The 22,142-nt window shown below is 48.1% G+C and carries 12 protein-coding genes; 1 reads left to right on the top strand and 11 read right to left on the bottom strand.

Going from position 1 to position 22,142, the window contains the following annotated elements:
• Positions 1–112 precede the first annotated feature (112 nt).
• Complete coding sequence (locus B4V02_RS06780) at positions 113–2,281, bottom strand: hypothetical protein (protein ID WP_043891231.1); 2,169 nt, start codon at positions 2,279–2,281, stop codon at positions 113–115.
• A 638-nt stretch (positions 2,282–2,919) separates the two neighbouring features.
• Here B4V02_RS06780 and B4V02_RS06775 point away from each other — a divergent pair.
• Positions 2,920–5,010, top strand: a complete 2,091-nt coding sequence (locus B4V02_RS06775; RefSeq protein WP_094156957.1) for a VWA domain-containing protein — start codon at positions 2,920–2,922, stop codon at positions 5,008–5,010.
• A gap of 41 nt (positions 5,011–5,051) precedes the next feature.
• Here B4V02_RS06775 and B4V02_RS06770 read toward each other — a convergent pair whose 3' ends face one another.
• The 10 genes from B4V02_RS06770 to B4V02_RS06725 all read right to left on the bottom strand — a co-directional run bounded on the left by B4V02_RS06770 (position 5,052) and on the right by B4V02_RS06725 (position 21,990).
• On the bottom strand, positions 5,052–5,963 hold the full coding sequence (locus tag B4V02_RS06770; protein ID WP_094154213.1) for a serine/threonine protein kinase: 912 nt from the start codon (positions 5,961–5,963) through the stop codon (positions 5,052–5,054).
• Between the two features lie 178 nt (positions 5,964–6,141).
• Positions 6,142–7,407: an L-lactate MFS transporter gene (locus B4V02_RS06765; protein ID WP_094154212.1), complete on the bottom strand. Its 1,266-nt coding sequence runs from the start codon at positions 7,405–7,407 to the stop codon at positions 6,142–6,144.
• Between the two features lie 191 nt (positions 7,408–7,598).
• Complete coding sequence (locus tag B4V02_RS06760; RefSeq protein WP_094154211.1) at positions 7,599–8,363, bottom strand: LytR/AlgR family response regulator transcription factor; 765 nt, start codon at positions 8,361–8,363, stop codon at positions 7,599–7,601.
• Positions 8,360–10,021, bottom strand: coding sequence for a LytS/YhcK type 5TM receptor domain-containing protein (locus B4V02_RS06755; protein ID WP_279628260.1), 1,662 nt, complete (start codon positions 10,019–10,021; stop codon positions 8,360–8,362). Before B4V02_RS06755 ends, B4V02_RS06760 begins: the two co-directional genes overlap by 4 nt.
• Positions 10,022–10,058: 37 nt before the next feature.
• Complete coding sequence (locus B4V02_RS06750) at positions 10,059–11,045, bottom strand: S66 family peptidase (protein ID WP_094154210.1); 987 nt, start codon at positions 11,043–11,045, stop codon at positions 10,059–10,061.
• Between the two features lie 240 nt (positions 11,046–11,285).
• Positions 11,286–14,159 (bottom strand): glycoside hydrolase family 9 protein, encoded by a 2,874-nt coding sequence (locus B4V02_RS06745; RefSeq protein WP_094154209.1) that lies wholly within the window; start codon positions 14,157–14,159, stop codon positions 11,286–11,288.
• Between the two features lie 437 nt (positions 14,160–14,596).
• Positions 14,597–15,238 (bottom strand): 50S ribosomal protein L25, encoded by a 642-nt coding sequence (locus tag B4V02_RS06740; protein WP_094154208.1) that lies wholly within the window; start codon positions 15,236–15,238, stop codon positions 14,597–14,599.
• A gap of 199 nt (positions 15,239–15,437) precedes the next feature.
• On the bottom strand, positions 15,438–17,924 hold the full coding sequence (pulA, locus tag B4V02_RS06735; RefSeq protein ID WP_094154207.1) for a type I pullulanase: 2,487 nt from the start codon (positions 17,922–17,924) through the stop codon (positions 15,438–15,440).
• 264 nt (positions 17,925–18,188) lie between these two features.
• Positions 18,189–19,844, bottom strand: a complete 1,656-nt coding sequence (locus B4V02_RS06730) for an amino acid ABC transporter ATP-binding/permease protein (RefSeq protein WP_094154206.1) — start codon at positions 19,842–19,844, stop codon at positions 18,189–18,191.
• Positions 19,837–21,990: a DUF454 family protein gene (locus tag B4V02_RS06725; RefSeq protein WP_094154205.1), complete on the bottom strand. Its 2,154-nt coding sequence runs from the start codon at positions 21,988–21,990 to the stop codon at positions 19,837–19,839. The genes B4V02_RS06730 and B4V02_RS06725 overlap by 8 nt, the downstream gene beginning before the upstream one ends.
• Positions 21,991–22,142: the final 152 nt, after the last annotated feature.

Below are 22,142 nucleotides of genomic sequence, written 5' to 3'. Positions count from 1 at the left end.
GCCTCCTTGAAATTGGGTAATATGATGGCGGGAGAAGCAGAGCTTCTCCGCAATTTATGTGTAAAGGCGGTTCTGGATAGAAACGCCTCTAACATCTTTCGTAGCGCTCGGATCATGATTTAACCGAGCTTGTTCCTTTAGTGATCATGACTTCCAGGTTCTTCACATTGCCGTTGAAGACCAGATCGATATGGCACATATTGCTTTTCTCATCAATAATAAAGCTCATATCATCTCCGTCCTGAATGATCGAGTTAACAGATCCTCTGCTGCCCAGCCACTTGCTCTTCTGACTGCTCGGATTGTTGCTGAAGAAGCGGACGATATTTTCGTGCTTGAAGTCTCCTGTCTGGTAGCGCAAAATACGTTCAATGTACGTGCTGACCAGCGTCTTGTAGATGGAGTCAAAGCCGTCCTCGGACATCGCCATGCTTCTCGCCTTGTAAACGGTAATCCGGCGGATATCCTTATCCTGGAGCTGAGCATTCTCTGACGAGAATACAAAACCGAAGTTTTTACGGTTAATGGCATCCTTGATCGTGTTGGTGAACCCGGTGATTTCCTTGGCCATCGTTGTCACTGTGCGCAAACTGTTGTCTCCCGCTTCGATGTCGAAGCGTACGCCAGGGTAGTTTTTGTTGACCGTTTTGAAGGTTTCACGCAGATACTCGGGACATTGATAAGCAGAGACCAGACCGGCGGCAACGTAGGCTGCCCCTACATAGACACCCTCGATCCACAGCTTGAGAATATCCTCTTTTTCCTTGGAGAGCTGGACACCGCTTTCGGTTTGCAGCATTTTGCTGTCGATAATGACACCCGATTTGTCCTTTGGAATAATCGTGAAGTTCGGCACACAAGGAATCGCAAATTCGCTGTATTCTCTGCGAACGAGAGTGGAGCACTTGTCGATATATTTGTCAATTCCGGCTGTCGCCATGCTGTTGAAGGTCGTTTCTTCACCAGATTCAAAATTAAAGAACATTTGAATTTTGTAATCCTTCACAACCTGCAGCAGCATCGAAAGGGATTCCATGGAATTTCCACCCTGCTTGACCACCTTCTCGTTGCCCTTAAAGCGTTCACGTGTAACCTTCACCTTACCGGCTGCTTCCAGCTCGATCGATGGGACGATACCGAACCAGATGGTGTCGCTAAATTCATTTTTAGCATTCACCGTGTTCAGGTACGTTTCCAGACGCGGGATGTTGCTGCTTTTCACCAGCATGTCCAGCTTGTTGTTCGCCACCAGCATCGTCGGCAGCATTCCCTTGCTCTTGGTTGCATATTGATCAAAAAACATTTTCACACCAAGGATTTTTTCCACAAGCGGCTTGACCGCCTTCACGAAATCGTCCTTCGCATTTTTATAGAACTCCAGATACGTGTTGTAGTTTTGCACTTCAACTGCTGTGTCAACCTTGGTCTGAACAGCTGGCAGCGGCACAAATGTACGAACCACCAAATCCTTCACATAATCGGAAGGTGTATCTGTAATGGAGTTGTAATCTTCTTCGAACACCTGTGACAGATCGCCGGTGCTGTTTTCATCCAGCAGCATCAGCTCGGTGCTTTCGCTCTTCGGCGCTTCGATAATTTTCAGTTCGCCGCTCTCTCCAATAGAGAGCATACCCACCTGGATCAGCTCACCAGAGTTCTCCTCTTGAGCACCACCGAGCAGAAGACGAGTTTTAATATCCTCAATGGCCAGTGGCAGCATAGCCATCACATTGTTGTAGTTCTGACTTGCTTCCTCGAACATTCCATTCAGCTTGTCGCCCATGTCGAGTTTCTTTGGATCGCCATCATCCAGCTTGTCGTATTCACCGTACATATAGTGAATTTCTTTGCGGACTTGACGAATATCATCCATTACCTTTTTCGGAGAAATCATATCCAGCAGATTTTCAAACTTGAAATCCACATTGGTGATTCCTTGACTGCGTTTGGTATCAATGAGTGTAAACAACATTTTCAGAAAATCATTACTTTGATTGATACGAATTTCAGAAATGCTATCCTCATCGATCCCCTCAGGCTTTTTAATGGTGTAGACGACTTTTTGATTGGCCGCGTTAAAAAACGAATATACGGTCGGTGAAAACTTATCTAAAAATTCGTCAAAGCTGCGCACCAGAAGGTGCTGGTTAATTTCCTTGATCTTCTCGTCACTTAAGCTGTCAATCCCTTTTACATCACCTACAATGGTGATCAGGTCCAGCTTTTCCGGATTAATTTCTTCAAAAAGCATGGTCCGGTTCGTTTGATAAATGATTTCCATCGCTGTCGGCAAACGAATACTGTATGGGTATAGGTCTATTGCTCCATAGCCGGACACGGAATGTCCAATCAGAGCAGTAAATTACCCATTTCTAGTTCATTTGCCTCCTCCCCCCTACATAACATTCAAATTAGCCAAAGGATTCGGCTCATACCATCTTCACGGTACAGGCATGTAACCTCGAAAATCAGTCCGAAGCGTGATTTAACTTTTAGCGGCAAAAAATCAAAATGAGATTTAAACACAAAATGAAAAGTCAGATAACAGAGAAATTTTAAATTATTGATTTCGCATTCCTAACTTCAATCCCATTTTTTGCCGCTGATACGAAAGCTATCATACAAAGCACTCTTTGGTTTTGTCAATTTCTGTAGGCTCAGATTAAAACAGGGCATTTCGACTCATTTTATGCGTAAATACGTAATTTTTATGATATGTTAGACCTGTTTCTACAGGGAAATATTCACAAATGGAACTGAATTGCCGATAGAAATCCATTGGATATTTCTGATAAGCGTAAAAGTATCAAATTCATGGCCAAATGTGAGTGTTAACGGCTATTTTGATCCTTTATCCCTTATATCCCAAGGATTAGGAGGGTCGCTACACCCGCATTGGCCTTGTCGACGGAGGAGCTTATGTTCAGGATAAGGAAACTAGGGATTATCATTTTCATGACTTTTGTACTATTTTTTCAAATGGGCTTAAATGGGGGCATTTTCACTGTAAATCAGGCTAATGCAGCATCTTCGGGGACTGCTCCGATTGAGGGTTATGATGCTGTTTTTGTGCTGGATACCAGTTATTCCATGAGGGACACCGATCCCGAGGGCATTGCAGCCGAAGTCATCAGTATGTTTATGGACTTGAGTGATGCAGACCGTACACGCGTTGGCTTTGTCGCCTACAACCATCACGTAGTCGCGTCCAAATCCCTGACCTCAATTGCCGTAGCAGCGCAAAAATCCCAAATTCAGCAGGAAATCAGAACGCTAAACCGTTCCGGTTATACGGATCTGGGGCTTGGATTGCGCAAGGGCTCGGAGCTGCTCGCCGCAGGAGCATCCAAGGGACGTCAGCCCTTTATGATCCTGCTATCAGATGGGGAGACTGATTTTGGTGCCTCCTCCGGCTCCCGAACGAAAGAAGATTCCAACAATGATGTGGCTTCTGTCATCAAATCCGCACAGACCAAAGGATATCCGGTGTATACGATTGGTCTGAATCATGACGGTACAGTAAATCGGCAGGAGCTCGAGCGGATTGCTTCTCAAACGGGGGGAGCTTCTTTTATTACGAGCAGTGCCGAGGATCTGCCGGAAATTTTGAATCGTATTTTCGCCAGTCAAATTCGATCCAAGCTCGTACCTGTTGCCGCCATTACGACCACTGGCGAGATGCAGGAATTAACAGTCAACCTGCCAGACTCCAGTATGGAGGAAGCGAATTTGGTGCTTTTGTCCGAGCATCCTCTTCAGGAAACACAGCTGTATTCCAATTCAGAGAATGTTCGCAGGTATAAGTCGAGCCGATATGCGATATTAAAAATTGAGCATCCACAGGCAGGCAAAGTGAAGCTGAAGCTGCGTGGGATACGCGGAGATTTGGTCAAAATCAATTTGCTCGGCAGCTATCGACTGGAAGCCGAAGCTAGTATGGGAGGAAAACAAGGAACAGCAGCGAATGGCAACAAGTCAGTACAGTTACTTAAAGGTCAGGCCACACCTTTTCAGGCTCAGCTCCTGTTGCCGGATGGTCAAAAGCTTGCAGATGAAGCAGTATATACGTCACTTCAAGCCCATATTATCGTTACACCTGTAAAGGGCGGCTCAAGCAAAAAGGTACCTATGACCTATAAGGACGGAGCCTTTCATGCCGAATATACGTTCCCTCAAACAGGGGATTATACTTGGCAGCTCGCTCTGGACAGCCCGCAATGGTACCGCAATGGAACCGTGCATAAGGTCCACGCGGCCAATGCGGCACTGCAGGTGTTAAAGGACCTGACGATTCGTCTGGTGAAAGAAGATGGAGATTCCCGTCGAAGCTTATCGGATTTCTTTGCTGATCCGAATCATGACAAGCTAACCTACAAGCTGGAGACGGGCGCCACTGGGGATGCGGCCCATGCCGAGATCAACGGTAATGATCTGCTGCTATCCGAGCTTCACACAGGAGACTCTGAGCTGAAGATTACCGCTACCGATCCGGAAGGAGCATCCAGCAGCGCTACGCTGACCGTTTCCGTGCAGTCCCGGTATACCGCAATTAAATGGACGGTAGCCATCGGTATCGTGGCGGCAGCGCTTCTGTACTGGTTTTTGCGGCCCAAGCCGCAATTTGCCGGAAGAATCGAAGGATATTTTCTCGCAACGGCCAGTGGACAGGAGATTCCAGTAAAATCCTGGCCGCTCACCTCCTTTCCGGGCCGAAAGATTAGCCTGAAGGAATTGTTCCGTACGCTGGACGTTCACGAACCGCTGCCAGAGGCGGAGCGAATCCTGTTTTCCGCAGGTAAAAAAGGAAGTCTGGTCGTCAAACATGATACACGCTGCGCCCTGCAGCACGGAAAGGTCAGACTGACCCGCAATAAAAAAGCGGTAATGGAGTACGGTGACAAACTGTACATCACGTTCGAGGACGGCGTAACTGAAATTGAGCTGCGCTACAAAGCGATCAAGCCGAATACCTCAGTGTACACTGATCATATTCAAGCTCCGACAGGATAACGGGGTCGGAAAACAAAAAAAGGAAGCACCGCCTCTTACGATTAACGAACCGTAAGAGTGCGGCGCTTCCCTTTTTTTATCCAGTATTCCGCACGTAGTGCGGCTTTAAACCATCTGAGTGAGCGACAACGCTTGTTAGCCTGCACCTCCAGACCACGCCGAATCACATACGGCAGCAAGGAAATCCCTGCATTTTCAATCCGAATCCGGTCGGTCCGGTCTGCAAACAATCTGCCAGGCACATCCGGTGGAGGCGATCCTTTCTGACAATAATACAGCGTGGCGGCCAAGCTATAGATATCCGATACAGGTCCCTGCTGCGAGCGGTTAGAATAAAACTCCAGCGGAGAGTAGCCTGCCGTGGTGAAGATCGGATGCTCCTTGCCCTCAAAATGTACAGCAGAACCGAAATCAAGCAGCTTGATGCTGCCATTCTCTCCAATCATAATGTTGCCAGGCTTAATATCCCGGTGAATAATGCCCTTATCGTGAATATACTCCATGGCATCAATTAAAGACAGCAACGCCTGATACTTAAAAGCAGGATCGGACGTGAGCGCAGACTCTTCTTGCATTACCCTGTCCAGCGTCTTGCCTGCACAGTATTCCATCACCAGATAAGCAGTTCCATTTTCCTCAAAGTGATCTATATAACTGACAATTCCAGGATGACTTAACTCCTTGAGCATTTGCCCTTCACACAAAAAATAATGCATAAACTCCACATATTTGGATTGCATAGACGCGCCGCAGGTCACCGTTTTTCGATCCGATCCCCGAAGGGCCAGTGCACTCGGAAAAAACTCCTTCACAATGACCTTTTCTCGATGATCCAACAGCCTTGCCGTATACACGATGGCCAGCTCACTGCGGGACAAGGCGCTTCGAATTTGATATGTATTTCGCAGCTTCGTATTGCGGGCAAGCAGGTTCCCGCTTGTATCCACGATCATGACTCGTCCTCCTGTCAGGTTCTTAGCTTATGTCTTTTGTATATATCGGCTTATTCCATATCTTTTTATTATACCTTAAAATAGATTGCTAGAAAAACAAATAACCTGCCAACATTTCCCACATGGAAATGATGACAGGTCTTTTGGCATTCATCTGGTCCTTTTTTCTCAAACCCTGTTAGCCCAGCTTTGTTCCGGGCTTCATGCCGCGCAAGGTATGAGGATTTTTCTTACGTTGACTGCGCAAATTGCCTTGATCCGGTTTGCTTTGATCCGGTGTACGAATCGTCAGCGCGATCAGGAACGATACGACACACAGCACCGCAATGGTCGTAAAGGTCGGGATGAAGCCGCCGAGCAAGGCTGCGATAAAAGATCCCGCCAGTGCACCGAGACCAAAGCCCTGATACACGATACCATAGTTTTTACTTTGATTTTTCAGGCCGAAGAAATCAGCCACAATGGCTGGAAAAACGGTAATGTTGCCGCCAAAGCAGAATGCAATTCCTGCTACACAGGTAAAGAACAAACCATAGTTCAGCGGTACCAGACTAAGCACTGTAACCGCGACCGCTGTTGTCAGCAACGCACCCGCTACCACTTTCAGACGACCGACCTTATCCGATAGCGCACCTAATATGATTCGTCCCGCCGTGTTGAAAATAGCGACCATTGCGACCGCATTAGCGGCTGTGGCTACATCCAGCCCGGCCATCCGTACGCCGATATCCTTGACAACTCCAATCAGATACAGCCCACTCATACAAGCGGTAAAGAACATCACGAACAGCAGATAGGCCTGCTTGGTGCGCAGCATCTCTTTAACGGTGTAATCCCGCTGCGGCGTACCCGCATTTTGTACCGAAGGCTTGTTCACGACTACAGCCTCCCGCACCAGGAAAGAACCGCCCACAATCATGATGAACACGATCATACCCCAATACAGAAATGCCTGTGATACGCCAACGGACTGAATCAGCGAACCATTAATATATTTGAAAATAAGACTGCCTGTTCCGTATGCCCCAACCGAAATACCGGAAATAAGTCCTTTTTTCTCGGGAAACCATTTGATCAGATTCGACAGTGATGTAATATATGCCGTACCGTCCGCAAAACCTACGACAACACCCGCTAAAATGTACAGCAGGGACAGGGAGCTTACCTGTGAGCTGAGCATTAACCCTACACCTAACACGACACCTGCACCTAAAATCAGACGACGCAATCCCCATTTATCCTGCAGCTTGCCTGCAAATAATGTAGCAATTGCCAGCGCAAAGCTGGTAATCGAAAATGTAATGGCGACCGAGCTGAGGTTCCAGCCAAAGCGGTCCACCAGCGGTTGATTAAACAAACTCCAAGTGTAAATCGTTCCTAATCCCATCTGGACAATAATCGTTCCAAGCACGATCAGCAGGCGGTTTCCACTGTTTGTTTTCATATAAATCTCCTCTTTTCATTCCGGCTCTTATAGCGTCAAATTGTCATCATGATAACCGGGAATCCAGTACGCACCTGCGCCTTGGAGGAGCAAGTCTGTAAGGATTCTCTCTACATGGATCATTATAACGTCGTAAGTTAGCCAGAATTCATTTGAGGAATGAAATGCACATATAGCGGAATGAAGTGCCTTTATAGTCGCATAATTTGCCGAAATTCCTTGGCTTTGCTTCGGCTTACCGGAATCTCCGCGTCCAGGCCGCGCAAACGCAGGAGATACGTGTGATTGAACCAGGGCACAATTTCACGAATTTGCGACAGATTCACCGTGTAGGAACGGTGACAACGGAAAAAGTCCTGCTGCGGCAAGCGGGCATGAAATTCCGAGATGCTCATCGGCATCGTATATTCCTCATGCCTTGTAAATACGCGGGTAACCTTTTCCTGTGCGCACGCATAGTAAATATCGCTCGCATCGGTCACAATAATTTTGTCGTTTTTCAGCAGATTGATGCGACCCGAAGCGCTGACTATGCTTGCTTCAGCAGCTCGAGGCTGTGCAGGTGAGGCCGTCTCCTGTGACTGGGCATTCCGCTGCTCATAGGCATTTTCCAGCTTGCGCAGCATGGCGGCGATTCGTTTTTCATCATACGGCTTGAGAATGTAGTCGAATGCCTCCAGTTCAAAGGCCTGTGCCGCATGTTCTTTATAGGCGGTCGTAAAAATAATATAAGGCTTTTTAGCAAATTTGCTAATATTCTGAGCCAGCAGCATCCCGTCCAGCGAAGGAATATTAATATCCAGAAAGATGGCGTCCGTCTCCTGCTCCTGCAAAAACCGGAACACATCCAGTCCGTCCTCGAAGCTATTCGTCACCTCAATGCTGCTATGCGTCTGAATAAGATACTCCAGCTCTTCGCGCGCTGGAATTTCGTCTTCTACAATTATGGCCTTCATGACTTCTCCTTTGGTATGTCAAAATAAACTTCGGTGCCTGGCTTATGCTTGAGAATAATAACTCCTTCACCATACATAAGCTTGAGTCGTCTGTGCACATTGTACAAGCCTATTTGTTTGACCGGAACCTGATCATGATACAGATTATCCACAACATCATCTCGTATACCCACCCCGGTATCTGCAACGGAAATCCGCACCTTTTCTCCCCGATCCCGTACGGAAATCGTCACTGTACCCGGCCCCTTTTTCTTTAGTATCCCATGATTAATCGCATTTTCAACCAAGGGCTGGATAATCAGGCTTGGAATGAGCACAGACACCTCATCCATCACATACTCCACCTGAAGCCGGTTGCCGAAGCGTGCCTTTTCAATTTCCACGTAATCAGATACCTGCTGAAGCTCCTTGTGAATTTCTATCAGATCATCATTAAGCTCCAGATTATAACGCAGATAGCCCGACAAATTAATGATCAGCTCGCGCGCCTTATCCGGCTTGGTGCGTGTAGTCGAAGCAATCGCGTTCAGCGCATTGAACAGGAAATGAGGATTGATTTTGGTCTGCAATGCCTTCAATTCGGCTTTGTTCGCTGCTTCTTTAATTTGCTCCACACGCGACACTTCCATTAACGTGGAAATGATTTGAGACAAACCAATTGCCATCGTCTGCAACGGGTACGTGATTTTATATGCTTTACGGTAATAAATTTTTAGGGTTCCGGTTACCTCCCCCCGCTCCTCTAACGGGATAATGAGCAGAGACTGAATTTGGGGCGTTTTATCATCTGCAATATGATTGCGAATCGTGATTTTTCCGCTGCGGATCGTCGATTTGGTCACATCGCTAATGATCTCGTCACCAATGTGATAGCGTTCCTCGCCAAAACCGACATAGGCCAGCACATTTCGAGTATCCGTAATCGCAACCGCATCTGCCTTGATATCCTCTTTTATGATCGAACAAATGGTATGCAGCGATTCCGCATTAATCGAACGAAAATAGGGCAACGTTTTGTTGGCAATATCCAGTGCCAGCTTGGCCTGTCTGGCCGCGATATTTTCCTTTTCCCCCTCGACACTCTGGATCAACAGGACGATGAGACCAATACTGACTTCCCCGATAATCATCGGCAATCCGATCTTGGAAACGATGTCCAGACCAAGAGCGTACGGGTGTGCCATCACCAGAATCAGCAGCATCGTTAATGCCTCGCAAATCATTCCTGCGGCGATGCCGACCAGCCATCTCTTGGAACGGCTAACCCGACGACCAATGTATCCAGATCCCACACCTGCCAGAATACTGGTGATCAGACATGGAATCGAGGTTACTCCCCCGATATCAATCAGATAGCGGTGGATACCCGATATAATACCTGTAATGATTCCAACCCATGGTCCGAACAAAATACCGCCCGACATAATCGCAATGATACGAACATTCACAAGCGAGCCTTCAACTTCAATCCCGGTGTACGTACCGAACAGTGCAAACATACAAAAAATCAACGTTAGCAAAGTCAGTTCTCCCGGAGAATGACTGTTCTTTTGCAGGGTTTCCTTAAACCGCGGAATACGGGTGATAAAAAATAAACAAATCAGCAGCAGCGCTGCGCGCTCAAATAGCTGCATCAGCATTTCCAAAAAGGCGTTCACATGTGTTCCCCCTCAAATAAAAACGGACATGCCTACACTACTCACTTATTTCAATATTCACTATGCCATTCCTGGCACAGATGCTTGCCTTTCCGCCAATCGGATATGTAAATTGCGGTGTGGTGTGTCCAAAATCGGCATCTGCAATCACTGGCATAGAGGCCAGTTCCTTTTTTGAGCTAATGATTTGCCGCAGCAATTCTTTTGTCATGTGTGACGCCTGCTGAAAACGTCCAATAATAATCCCCCTGACCTGATCAAATCCAGGCTGGTGCAGCAACGATTGCAAATCCCGATCAAATGTAGCAGGGGAGCTTTCGTAATCATCTTCAACAAATAAAATGCTTCCCTCCAGACTCGGCATATATGGAGTTCCCTGCAGCAAATTCAGGGTGCACAGGTTTCCGCCCACAATCGTTCCCTCTGCTTCTCCATCATGAATCGCATACGGACCTGCATTGCGGTGAAAGATTCTTTTATCCTGATCCAGATACCAGGCATCGTCACTCCACTCGGGCGAAGATTGGATTTGAATGCTGCCCTCTTCCAGCATCAGCTTTTGAAAATACGCCGTCGTATATTCATTTCCTTGCAACATGGCAAACGTCAAAAAAAGCGGACCCGCATATGTGATAAGGCCGGTTTTCGCGTAAATAGCATGGCTTAACGCTGTGATATCCGAATAACCACATAATCGTTTGGGATGAGCGCCAATCAGTTCATAATCAAGGTGGGCAAGTAGTTGATTGGCATTATAGCCCCCAATTGAGGTCAGGATGCCCTTTACCTTCGGATCGACAAAAGCTTCGTGCAAATCTGCTACTCTGGACGCTATCGAAGAAGATGTAAAATCATCATTTTCCAGCACATGTTGTGAAAAGCTCACCGTAAAACCAAGCTGCTCCAGCTTTTGCCGGGCAATCAGACGATTTTTCTCGGAAACGATCGACAAGCTTGTGGACGGTGAAAGAATGCGTATCTCATCCCCGGCTTTTAGTTTAGGTGCCTGTTTTCTTAAGTTCATGCTCGCTCCCCCTATTCAACATTTAAACTGCCACAAATTATACCATCAGCCTCCAAGTAAATATAGCAAAACCGGGAAATACCGCTTGATCACGATACTCCCCGGCTTATTTAGCCCTAGGATACTGTTGTTCGGTTATTTGCTCTCAATTGCAATCTGCTTCTTCAGCTCAGTGAATCCAGCCACCATGCTGGAGGTTATGCTTCGTTGATCCTCTACCCCGGCCAGAACAGTCTTACGTTACGGTTCAATACCCCAAACGAGCGTACCGTTCTGATACAAGGTGACGTGGTCCCAGTTCGTAAACGAGGTCTTCGTCGGATCGAACGAATAGTCGTCCGCTTCGTTGTAGTTCGTCCAGTCGTTCTTGTTGATCCGCGCCTGAATTTCGCCAGTGCTGCCGCCTGCTGCGATGCTGCCCGCGCCGAACGTTATTTCCAGATAAGCGTCTGCGCCCGCTTTCGCCGTCGGCATCTTCACCAGCTTACCGTTCAGGTTGCTGCAGCCAACCTGTGCCCAGTCGCAGTTAAACGTCTGCGGCTTGTCCCCGTCGATCGTGTACCAGTAGCGGATCGTCAGGTCTGACAAAGATACTGCACTTGGGCCGTTGTTGACGATATTGAATTGCGGCTTGAATTGGTTGTCGCCTGCATTCGTATCCCCGGCTTTGTACTGCAGCGCGAGCGCTCCCGGTTTGCCGTCTTCCGAAGCCTGCGGCGTCACGCTTGCCTGATCTGAATCCTCACTCTCGCCAGCACTGTTCGCCGCGCTTACCACGTAATAATACGTGTTATCGTTCGTCAGTCCCGTGTCGATGTAGGTTGCCGAGGTAACGGTGGCTATCGTCGTATACGGGCCGCCGCTGGTCGTCGCACGTTTCACACTATAACTCGTCGCCCAGTTCGACGTGTTCCAGCTTACCGTCGCCTGCGCGTTCCCCGCCGTTGCCTTCAAATCCTTCGGCACCGCTGGCACGATCGGAGAGCTGCTTCCACTGCCCGGTTCATTCCCGTATACTTTTACGCCGTTCAAGTAGACCGGAACATAAGGAGAGATCGCGGCCGTTTTCGTAATACCCGTATGGCTCCAGTCGTTCGTCGGATCCCAGTGACTCTTGTAATTATGATCCTGCTTGGCGATCAAGCCAAATTGAAGATCACGGTCCCCATATATTTGGGAGTCAGCCCAATCGAATTGGTAATAATAAGTGCCTGTAGCTGCATCGACCGCAAAAGGACCGGTCACCTTAACGGGAACACCGCTGATCGTCTTTTGTTCATCGTAATAGATTTCGAGCGATACGTCGTTAATGCTTTGTCCAGCAGCCAGCAATTCGCTGATCGAGAAATAATATCTCGCAGCCATCCCCGTTTCGAAATGCGGAGGATGAACAGATTCATTATGAACGGTGAGTGTAACCTGCGACCGTTCGGTATTTTCCTGCTCCAGCTTGGCTTCCGCATAATATTCGTCCGTTTGCTCCTCTTTCGGCGGGAAGTCCGCCAACGGCTGCTGTCCCTGACCATAATGCTGATAAAGCCCGGCCAACGCTCCGACAAGGCCTGCGTTATAATCAATCGCTACCTCATTGTATACATAGTCGGTCGTCACATCATTATGGACATCGTCCGTATCCGGGCCGCCGACGAGAGCTCCCCAGAGAACGTGCCGATGCTCTGTCGGAGTGGTCATATTGTTCGTTTTGGAGCCATGGGCCGCACGATGATGTGGATGTTTGGCGGATTGCTGCGGAGTTGGAAATCCAACGATATAGGAATACCCCATCGGGTTGTCCCCCATGATATAGTCCATTTGGCTTTTCGCCCATTCCGCAAACTCGGTCCGACCCGTATATTTGCTGTACACGAGCGCGCAAAGCTGGGCAGCCGCATTATATCGGGCGGACCCCCACGTGCTAATAGCCCCGAATCCACCGGGACTCTGTTTCAGATAGGTCTTATCGTTCGGGTCCTTGTGCTGGATTTTACCGCCGGACCAGTATTCCAGATTCCAACGGGCAAAATAATCAAAGTCCGGATTGTCTGGGAACAAGGTGGCCAATTTCATGAAAACGCCGCCCCATACGGTATCCCAGCTGTGTACCCAGATGTTTTGCCAGCTATCGGAAGTACTTCTGATGATTTTTTTCATATATCCGGTGTACATGCCGTCCGGTCCCGTAGCGTTGATATCGTGGATATAGTTCATATCGCCCGTCGCAGCGTAAAGCCAGACCGCCGCCCAAGACAAATCGTCTTCGTCGAAGCTCGAATTGTAAAACCCGTCCGAGTTGCCGAGCCCTCTATAGGTTTGGGCAAAACGGTAAAGTGCCTTGGCGTTGTCCAGACACGTCGCTGCATACTGGGCATCGTCGTTCTTCATATTTAACGACATGATTGCAAGTGCTGCGGCTGCCTCTGCCGCTTGATCGCTGGCCGGCGTTTCCGCTGTGGCAAAAGTAGCCGTACGGGGATACTTCGCCGAGTCTTGTAATTCCGGCGGCCCCCAGTACGTGTGATCCACCGTGCCGTTGCCCACCATGTAGTTAAACGCGATTACATTACCGCTGCTGTCGCGAAAAGTAGACCTTAACAAATAGTCCGAAAACCATTTCAACTCTTCCAGCATATGCTCTTCTTGCCCACTCTGGCGAAACGCATCGCGAAACTCGTAAAATCCCCATCCCAAAGTCGACGCAGTATAGGATTGGGGCAATCCAAACTTGACATGGTCGCCGGCATCGTGAAAACCTCCGCTGACATCCACGGACCCATTGCCATCAGGGTCCAGAACCGCTTTATTACTGTTAATAAAATTGGCCGACATATTCGTCATGTTTGCGCTCGTCCCGTTGATTCCCAGAGGAATATGCGAATCTGTAAGCTCGGAGTCTCCCCGCCATTCCAAATGTCCACCCGTTATGCCCTGGCCGGACTTCTCCGCATCATAAAAATACAGTGATTTTTGCAGGGCCTCCGCATAGTTATACTTGACGTCATCCGCCGCTTTTGCAGGCACGGCCAAAAAAGACAGCGAACTTAATGTCATGGCCGTTGCAAGCACCGCGACTCCGCATGTCTGGACAACGCCCAAGAAGCGTTTGCTGGTCTTCATTGTATCATCACTCCTTTGCTCTAATTGTTTCATTCTCTGGTAACCACCTTGGAAGAACATGCCGTTCCGGTACAAATTTCCGAGGCCCTAATCTGTTCCCAAACCAAGGCCTATTACATATCTCCTCCCCTTTGCGCACGAAAATTGTTTCCCTCCCCCTTCTCCCAAGATAATTAATTTTAAATAAAATTTCCCAAAAAATTTATTTTGCTTGTTCATTATAACTAAAACAATTTGAAAATGATGTAAGATTTTGTCGAATAAAAGGTGTGATTTTTTAAGTTATTTATGCAAAAAGGGCGAAAACCGCAATTCTCGCAGGTGTGAGGGAAGAGCCGGGGGTTATTTGAAGGACAAAAAAAAGAAACCCCCGAAGGAGCTTCTTTATTATTTATAAATAGGTAATACGATTATAGAGTCTGCAACGAGCTATATGACTAGGCTTCCTTGTTTGCGGAAGCCTCTCCGGCGCCTCCAGTTGCCGCCGCATCACCTTCCACAGCAGCATTTTCTACTTCAGCCGCACGCGAGACAATGATAGAAGCAAGCAGTTCCTCTCCAGGAACGTGGAGTGTTACTCCTTTTGGAAGCTTCAAATCGCTTGCGCTGATCTTGTCACCAACCTCCAGTGCGGATACATCGACCTCAATGGTAGATGGCAAATCAGCGGGAAGCCCCTCGACTTCGACTTCCGTTTCCTGCACTTGCAAAATACCACCCTTTTTTGTACCTGCAGGGGTTCCTTGATAATCAATAGAAACACGCACGCGAAGCGGCTTGTTTTTGGATATTTTCAAAAAATCGGCATGCAGCCAATGGTTGTCACGCTGTTGATAATCTTTGATAATAACCGGGATCGTCTCTTTGCCCTCTATTGTGAGGTTAAATACCTCTGAACGTCCAGTCCTGACTACTTTATTAAATTCCTTGGCATCGACATGTACAGGGGTTCCTTCAAGCTCAGTGCCGTAAACCACAGCTGGAATCCGTCCTTTTAACCTCAAGTCACGAATGGCAGAACCTTTCTTCTCTGTTCTCGGCTGGGCGGTTAGTTGAATACTTCCTCCATTAGAACTCATGATATACAACCTCCTTCAGGTTATCTTACCCATGATTTTCTCCAAGAATCTTGCCTGCTAAACAAATCCATAAATCTATTTTACCCCTTTTTTCTGAAACTGACACACGTTTGCAAAAAAAATAGCATTTCTCGAAATCATCGAAAAATGCGAATTAAAATGCTATTTTAGGATATCCGAAGCAATCAGCCATAAAAATCTAACCCGCCCGGTTATCGTTTACCAGCAGCAAATATTCTTCTTGACCACTATGAATCAATACCTGCATCACAGACCGGGTCGGGTCTACTTCAATATATCGATCTGCCTCAATATCCTTGGCATCCCATTGATTGAGCCGAACAATGTAGCCGATTCGCTGTACATCAAGGGCCACCTGAATACGCGCTACCGCACGTCCATCCTTCAGATCGCGTAATTCTACATGTCCGTCCCGGCATCCAGTTCCCCATACCCATACATTCCAGCCGGAATACTGCCGATCTGCACGCTCATAGATCAATTCAATCGTGCGAAAAGAAGCCGTTTCGCCTGTTGCGATTTCCTGATCCTTTTCCTCATCAGAACCTTCCGCTCCATTCTCCACTTTCCCGGTATCCTGATCCTGTTCAGTCAAAAAGGAGACTTGAGCAGGTTCCTCCTGATCATACAGCACCATCATCGACCAGCGCGAAACAGTCACACGATGGCCTGCTACTTCATATCGTATCTCGTTTCCGGCCCCATGTGCATCCACGACAACATGCCAGCGGTCCGATTCAGCAGGCAGCAATACCGTTTGCTCCGTATCCGAACCGTTATAAATGACCACAATATGATTCCATACGTCGCCGTTAGCATGATGCCTCAGCGCAAAAGCTACCACATTTCCGCTGCTTTGCAGCACCTCCATATGCTGCTCTACCAGCTCACGATGATCCATCCGGAACGCCGGGTGACTGCGTCGCAAAGCGATTAACCCCTGATAGTAGTCGAACACCGGGCGAAACCTTGCTTTGTTAGCCCACCGTATGGCATTTACCGCATCCACGCTGTGATAGCTGTTATGATCCCCGTATTTGGAGCGCAGCAGTTCATCACCTGCATGGATAAAAGGAATGCCCTGGGAGGTCAGCACCATGCCGTTTGCCAGTAAGGATTTTCGTACGGTTTCATCCTCCAGCAAAGCTTTTTCATCCAGCTCCCGATATGGATCTGCTTCAGCCACAGCTTGTTCGGCTGTTCTCCCATCGCGCGGCTTCCCCTGCTCCCATTGCGGAAAACCACAGTGCTCCCGCAAACCTCTTACCGTTAAAATTTTATCCCACAGATTGAGATTATCATGCGCAGTTACATAATTAATGCTCTCCGAAGGGTGGGCTGTAAAATCATGAATAGCGCCAAAGGCGCCTTTAAGCACCTGTTCCTCCTGATTCCATGCCCCCGTAGCAAAGCCGCTCCCGGTACCGTCGCTGTCACCCTTTATAGCAGAGCGGTAGTTGTCGTTAAAAACAGCAAAGCCCTTGTCTCGCTGCGTCCCTTTTAACGTTAGCAAAGGCTGCGGGGACTCTCCCCCCGTCCAAGGCTCACCATAGATCAGTAGATCGGGACGCACCTCAGCGCGCAGCTCTTGTGTAAGCTGCTCCACGGTCGGTGTATCCATCAGCCCCATCAAATCAAACCGGAAGCCGTCTATATGATATTCCCTAGCCCAATAGCGCAGTGAATCCTTGATATACTTGCGCACCATCGGGCGTTCGGTTGCCACCTCATTACCTACACCCGATCCGTTGGTAAGCTGTCCCTGCTCATCTGTTCGGTAATAATAACCGGGTACGACAGGCTCAAACGGTCCCTTTTCCACCGAATACGTATGGTTGTACACGACGTCCAGAATGACACCGATGCCAGCAGTGTGCAGAGACTGCACCAGTTGCTTCAGCTCTCGTATACGTGCTTCCGGGTCGGCCGAATTCGAAGAATACGATCCCTCCGGTACATTATAGTGCTGCGGATCATAGCCCCAGTTATATCCGGTTTTGAATTCCGCCAAATCATTCACCGTATGGAAATCAGCCACTGGGAGCAAATGAACATGTGTAATGCCCAGCTCCTGCAAATGATCCAGCCCGATGGTGTTGCCCGCCGTATCCTTTAAACCCGAATACGTAAAGGCCGCAAACTTCCCCTGTACAGCAGACGTGTCTTTTTCACCCGTATTAAAATGTGTATCCATTGAAAAATCGCGCACATGAAGCTCATAGATCACGGCATCCGTAGCCCGCTCCAGTGTAGGCCCCGTGTCCTCTTCCCATCCGTCCGGGTTGGTTGGCGCCAAATCAAGGATCACCGTACGCTGACCGTTGGCTGACACCGCTGTCGCATAAGGATCGACGGCATAATGAACGGTGCTGTCCGCCCACTCCAGCCTGTACATGTAATAATATCTATTCCAGTTGCCTTCCAGTGCTACAGACCATACACCTCGATCATCACGGCTCATCGGAAATTCCCGGCCGCCGCCATGCTCGTGAACGATCCCTTCCTGATCGTACATCCCCGCGTCGTCATATAGCGCTACATGAACCTGCTGCGCAGTCGGTGCCCATACTTTAAACAGACTGCGCGCAGATGTATAAGTCAGACCCAAATCATAGCCTTCATATGTTGGATATGTTGTGTGCTCAAGCTGTTTGAAATCAGACATTCCTGTTCACCACCCATTTCTGTACATCGGCTTCCAGCCTCTGTTCATCCATCATTTATGATGTTAATGACTTGTCAATATACCTCAGGCTTTTGAAAAATTCTCACCTCATAGGCTATCAAAATATGACAAGCTTGAAAAGTCGGATGATTTTCAATACGGATGCTGCTTCCATTTCACACGCACACTCCATTTTATGACAAAACCATGAACAGGCTACAACATCGGCCCTCAAGGCATGACAATCATTCACTTGATCTCATCTCAGGACAATCTGCGATTGTCCATTTGGAAAATATCATCGGCAATCCGCATGGTGGAGCTTCGGTGCGAAACAAGGACAATGGTTTTGTCCTCCTGCTGTTCCATTAACGATTTTAAAATAATGGCTTCATTCAGGCTGTCCAAATTGCTGGTAGGCTCGTCCAGCAATAAGAGAGGCGCATCATGGACAAAGGCTCTGGCCAGTCCCAACCGTTGACGCTCGCCACCGGACAGCCTGTCCCCCAATTCTCCGACGCGGCTGTCATACCCTTGTGGCAAGGTCATGATAAAATCATGCACCGATGCCTTGCGAGCTGCTTGCACAACCTGCTCGTGCGTTGCATCAGGCTTTCCGATTTTGATATTGGCTGCAATCGTATCATCAAACAGGAACGTATTCTGATCGACATAGCTTTGCAACCCTCTCAAATGCCGGGTCCCTATTTCCTTCAAATCTTGTCCTGACAGCAAAATTTTGCCCTGCTGCGGGTCCCTGAATCGCATCAGCAGCTTAAGCAGCGTTGACTTGCCAGAGCCGCTTTTCCCCTGAATGCCCGTAATCCGCTTATGCGGAATCGTGAGACTTACGTCATTCAGCACGGTTTCACCACCGTAGGCGAAAGTAACCCTGTTCACCTGTGCTCCAGTAAAAGCAACGCTTTTTCCGTGAACATTTTCCTCTACCTCAGGTGTCTCCTCCAGCAGGCTCAGCACTCGTTCCCCGCTCGCCAGCGTTTGAAGCAGATTGTTGGACAGATTGCTGAGCGCGACCACCGGGCCAAATGAACTGAACAAAGCAATGACAGAAACCAGCATACCCGTAAAGCTAACCTGTCCTTTGGACATGCCGTATAATCCCGCCAGCAGCATCAGGAAGGAAAATCCCACTACAGCTGCATCTGTTATCGCTCTTGTAATACCTTCATGCTGCTTCAAGCCCTTCTGCTTGGCATCCAGTTGATCTGTACGACGGTTAATCTCCGCCAGCCGTTGTTCCCCGCGCCCGAATTGCACAATCTCCTTCATACCACGTAAGCTGTCCAGAAAATAACTGCTCAGCTTGCCAAAGCTGCTCCGATATTCCATCCCCTGACGTCTGCCCATACGCGACGTTAACAGTGGAATGAACAGCCCCACCGTTATGTAAGCAAGCGCAGCCAGCCAACCTAATCCAGGCTCATAGGAGCCCATAAAAAATACCATGAGCAGCGAAGTCATGATGCCGATCATAACCGGCGCTATCGTATGCGCATAAAATACTTCCAGCAGTTCAATGTCACTTGTAATCAGCGAAATCAGATTTCCCTTGTCCTTGCCTTCGAGCTTGGCTGGGGCCAATCTGCGCAAGACTAGAAGCACCTTGTCACGCAGCACAGCCAGCAGCTTGAATGCCAGATAATGACCACTCATTTGCTCGCCATAACGAAATACACCGCGCAATACAGCACAAGCCACGATGGCTGTCAGCAAAAACGTCATGCTATAGCCTGTGGTGATGCCCGTTGCTGTCAGCAGAGCAAGGGCTCCGTAGACAATAATGCCGATAGCACAAATAAAACCAAGCACCCCGGTAATGATCGTTATAAGCAGCACAGGTAAAAGGGGCCCGGCCAATAACAATAATTGGGCCATGATCCGTAATCCGTGTCTACGCATATACAGCACCCCCTTTGACAAATTGTTCTACCCGGTGTTGACTGAGGTACATCTCCGCATAATGTCCCTGCTGACTCAAAAGCTCCTGATGCGTGCCGGATTCTGCCAAAAGACCTTTTTGCAGCACATAGATGCGGTCAGATTGGACCACGTTTTCCAGTCTGTGGGAGATCAGAATCACTGTTTTTTGGCCCGCCAGCGCATGAATAACCTCCATAATACCTTCCTCACTCTCACTGTCGATGTTAGAGGTAGCCTCGTCAAAAATGTACACACTGCTATCATGCAGCAGCGCTCTGGCCAGTGCTAGGCGCTGGCGTTGTCCTCCCGACAGATTCGCTCCTTGCTCCTCCAGCTCCAGTTCCAGCCCTCCTTGTGAGAGAATGAAGTCATACAGCTTTACCTCACGCAAGGCTTCCAGCATTTGTTCCTCGTCTACGCGCTCATTGCCCATTCTTAAATTAGCTTCAACCGTACCTTTGAATATATAGCTGTTAAAGCCGATCCAGGTCATATGACACATGCGGCTTTCTTCCGAAATGTCGGTAAGCTCGGTTCCTCCCACGGTCAGGCTTCCTCGATAGCCCTCATGATGGCCAACGATCAATCCGGCTACCGTACTTTTACCAGAGCCCGATTCTCCAACAATCGAAACAAAGCTGCCCTGAGGGATATCCATGGATATATTTCGCAAGGTATCTCTTTCGTCGTAGGCAAAACTCACTTGCTCCAGTCGAATATCCGTATTTTCTATGCTTTCTTTTCCTTGGACAAGGTCCTCCGTGCTCAGCATTTGAAATATTTTGTCACTTGCTGCCATTCCGTTCATGGCGATGTGAAAATAAGAACCCAGCAAACGCAGCGGAATGAAAAACTCTGCCGACAGCAACACAATAATCAGCGCTCCCGCCAAGCCAATATAGCCCGAACCATATTCGCTCACTGCAACCAGCACGCCCGCAGCGGCACCGCCATATGCGATAAGATCCATGACGGCTACGGAATTTAGCTGCATGGTCAGCACTTTCATCGTCATTTTGCGAAAATTCTCAGCGGCTGTATTCATTTCCTGATGTTTCTCCTGGTCTGTACCGTACATTTTAAGCGTCGTCAGACCCTGTACATTTTCCAAAAAGCTGTGACCCAAATTGACATAGCTGCCCCAGTATTTTCGAAACAGCTTTTTAGCCATCCGCATAATGACAATGATCGACACCGGAATCAGGGGTACGCAGATCAACAGAATAACAGCAGCCTTGAAGCTGATAAAAGATAGGGTAATGAACAATGTGACGGGGGCAAGCAGACTGTAAAACAACTGAGGCATGTATCTGCCAAAATAAGTCTCAAGCTGCTCTACTCCTTCTACAGCAACCTGAATAACCCCCGAGGTGGATGTATGATCCGTATACGAGGGTCCCAGCTTCAGCAGCTTGCCATAAATTTGCGAGCGCAGCGTTTTTTTAGCATTCACCGAAGCCCGATAGGACAACATGCTGGCTACATAATTACTGAGGCATCGAACTGCAATCGCAGCAAAAACAATAACCGTCGCCGATAAAATCAGCTGACGAGTTACTTGTCCGATCCATGCCTGCTGCAGAACAAAAGACATGGACAACACAGCAGCTATACTGCCTAAAAGACCGATCCACTGCACCAGCACACCCAATACGATATATTTTCGAGAATGTTCTACCAGACCGAGCAGACGGCTGTCGACCATTTTAGATTTTTTTTTTGGCGCAGAAGCAGATTCGGATGGAGCCTGATTGTCCACCGAAGAACCCCTCACGGTCCCGATTCGGAATATAAAGTAATAGTATTTAAACAGAATAACCATAACGATCAGCGTTTTGGCCCACACGGTGGGGGTGAAAATAAAGCCCATAATCAGCATGGTTGACGCTAAGCCCAATGATATGATTTTCGTAGACAACTTCAATGATCTTGTTTGGACAAAGCTTTCCAGATGCTTATGGTATAAAGAGGTGTTCGAAAACCATTGGTGAAGCCTTTCAGACCCCCGCATAAAGAAAAAAGCCGCCAGCAGCAAAAACGGCGTAGTCGGCAGCAATGGCACCACCACACCAATAACTCCAAGCGCCAAAAATAGAAACCCTAAGGTAACATATATCGGTTTCACTGTAATCCTCCCTAATAAAATAAGATAATAAATATCATTTTATAGATAATGATAATCATTATCAATATAAGATAATTCGGGCAGGTTGTTATGTGATTTAAGTCACGCGCATTAAAAAATCCTCCTGAAGTACATCCCTGCAGAAACACTTT

Source organism: Paenibacillus kribbensis (assembly GCF_002240415.1).
Lineage (GTDB): Bacteria > Bacillota > Bacilli > Paenibacillales > Paenibacillaceae > Paenibacillus > Paenibacillus kribbensis.
The sequence above is the reverse complement of the archived record's forward strand: the minus strand, read 5'-3'. Positions and strand labels throughout refer to the sequence as shown.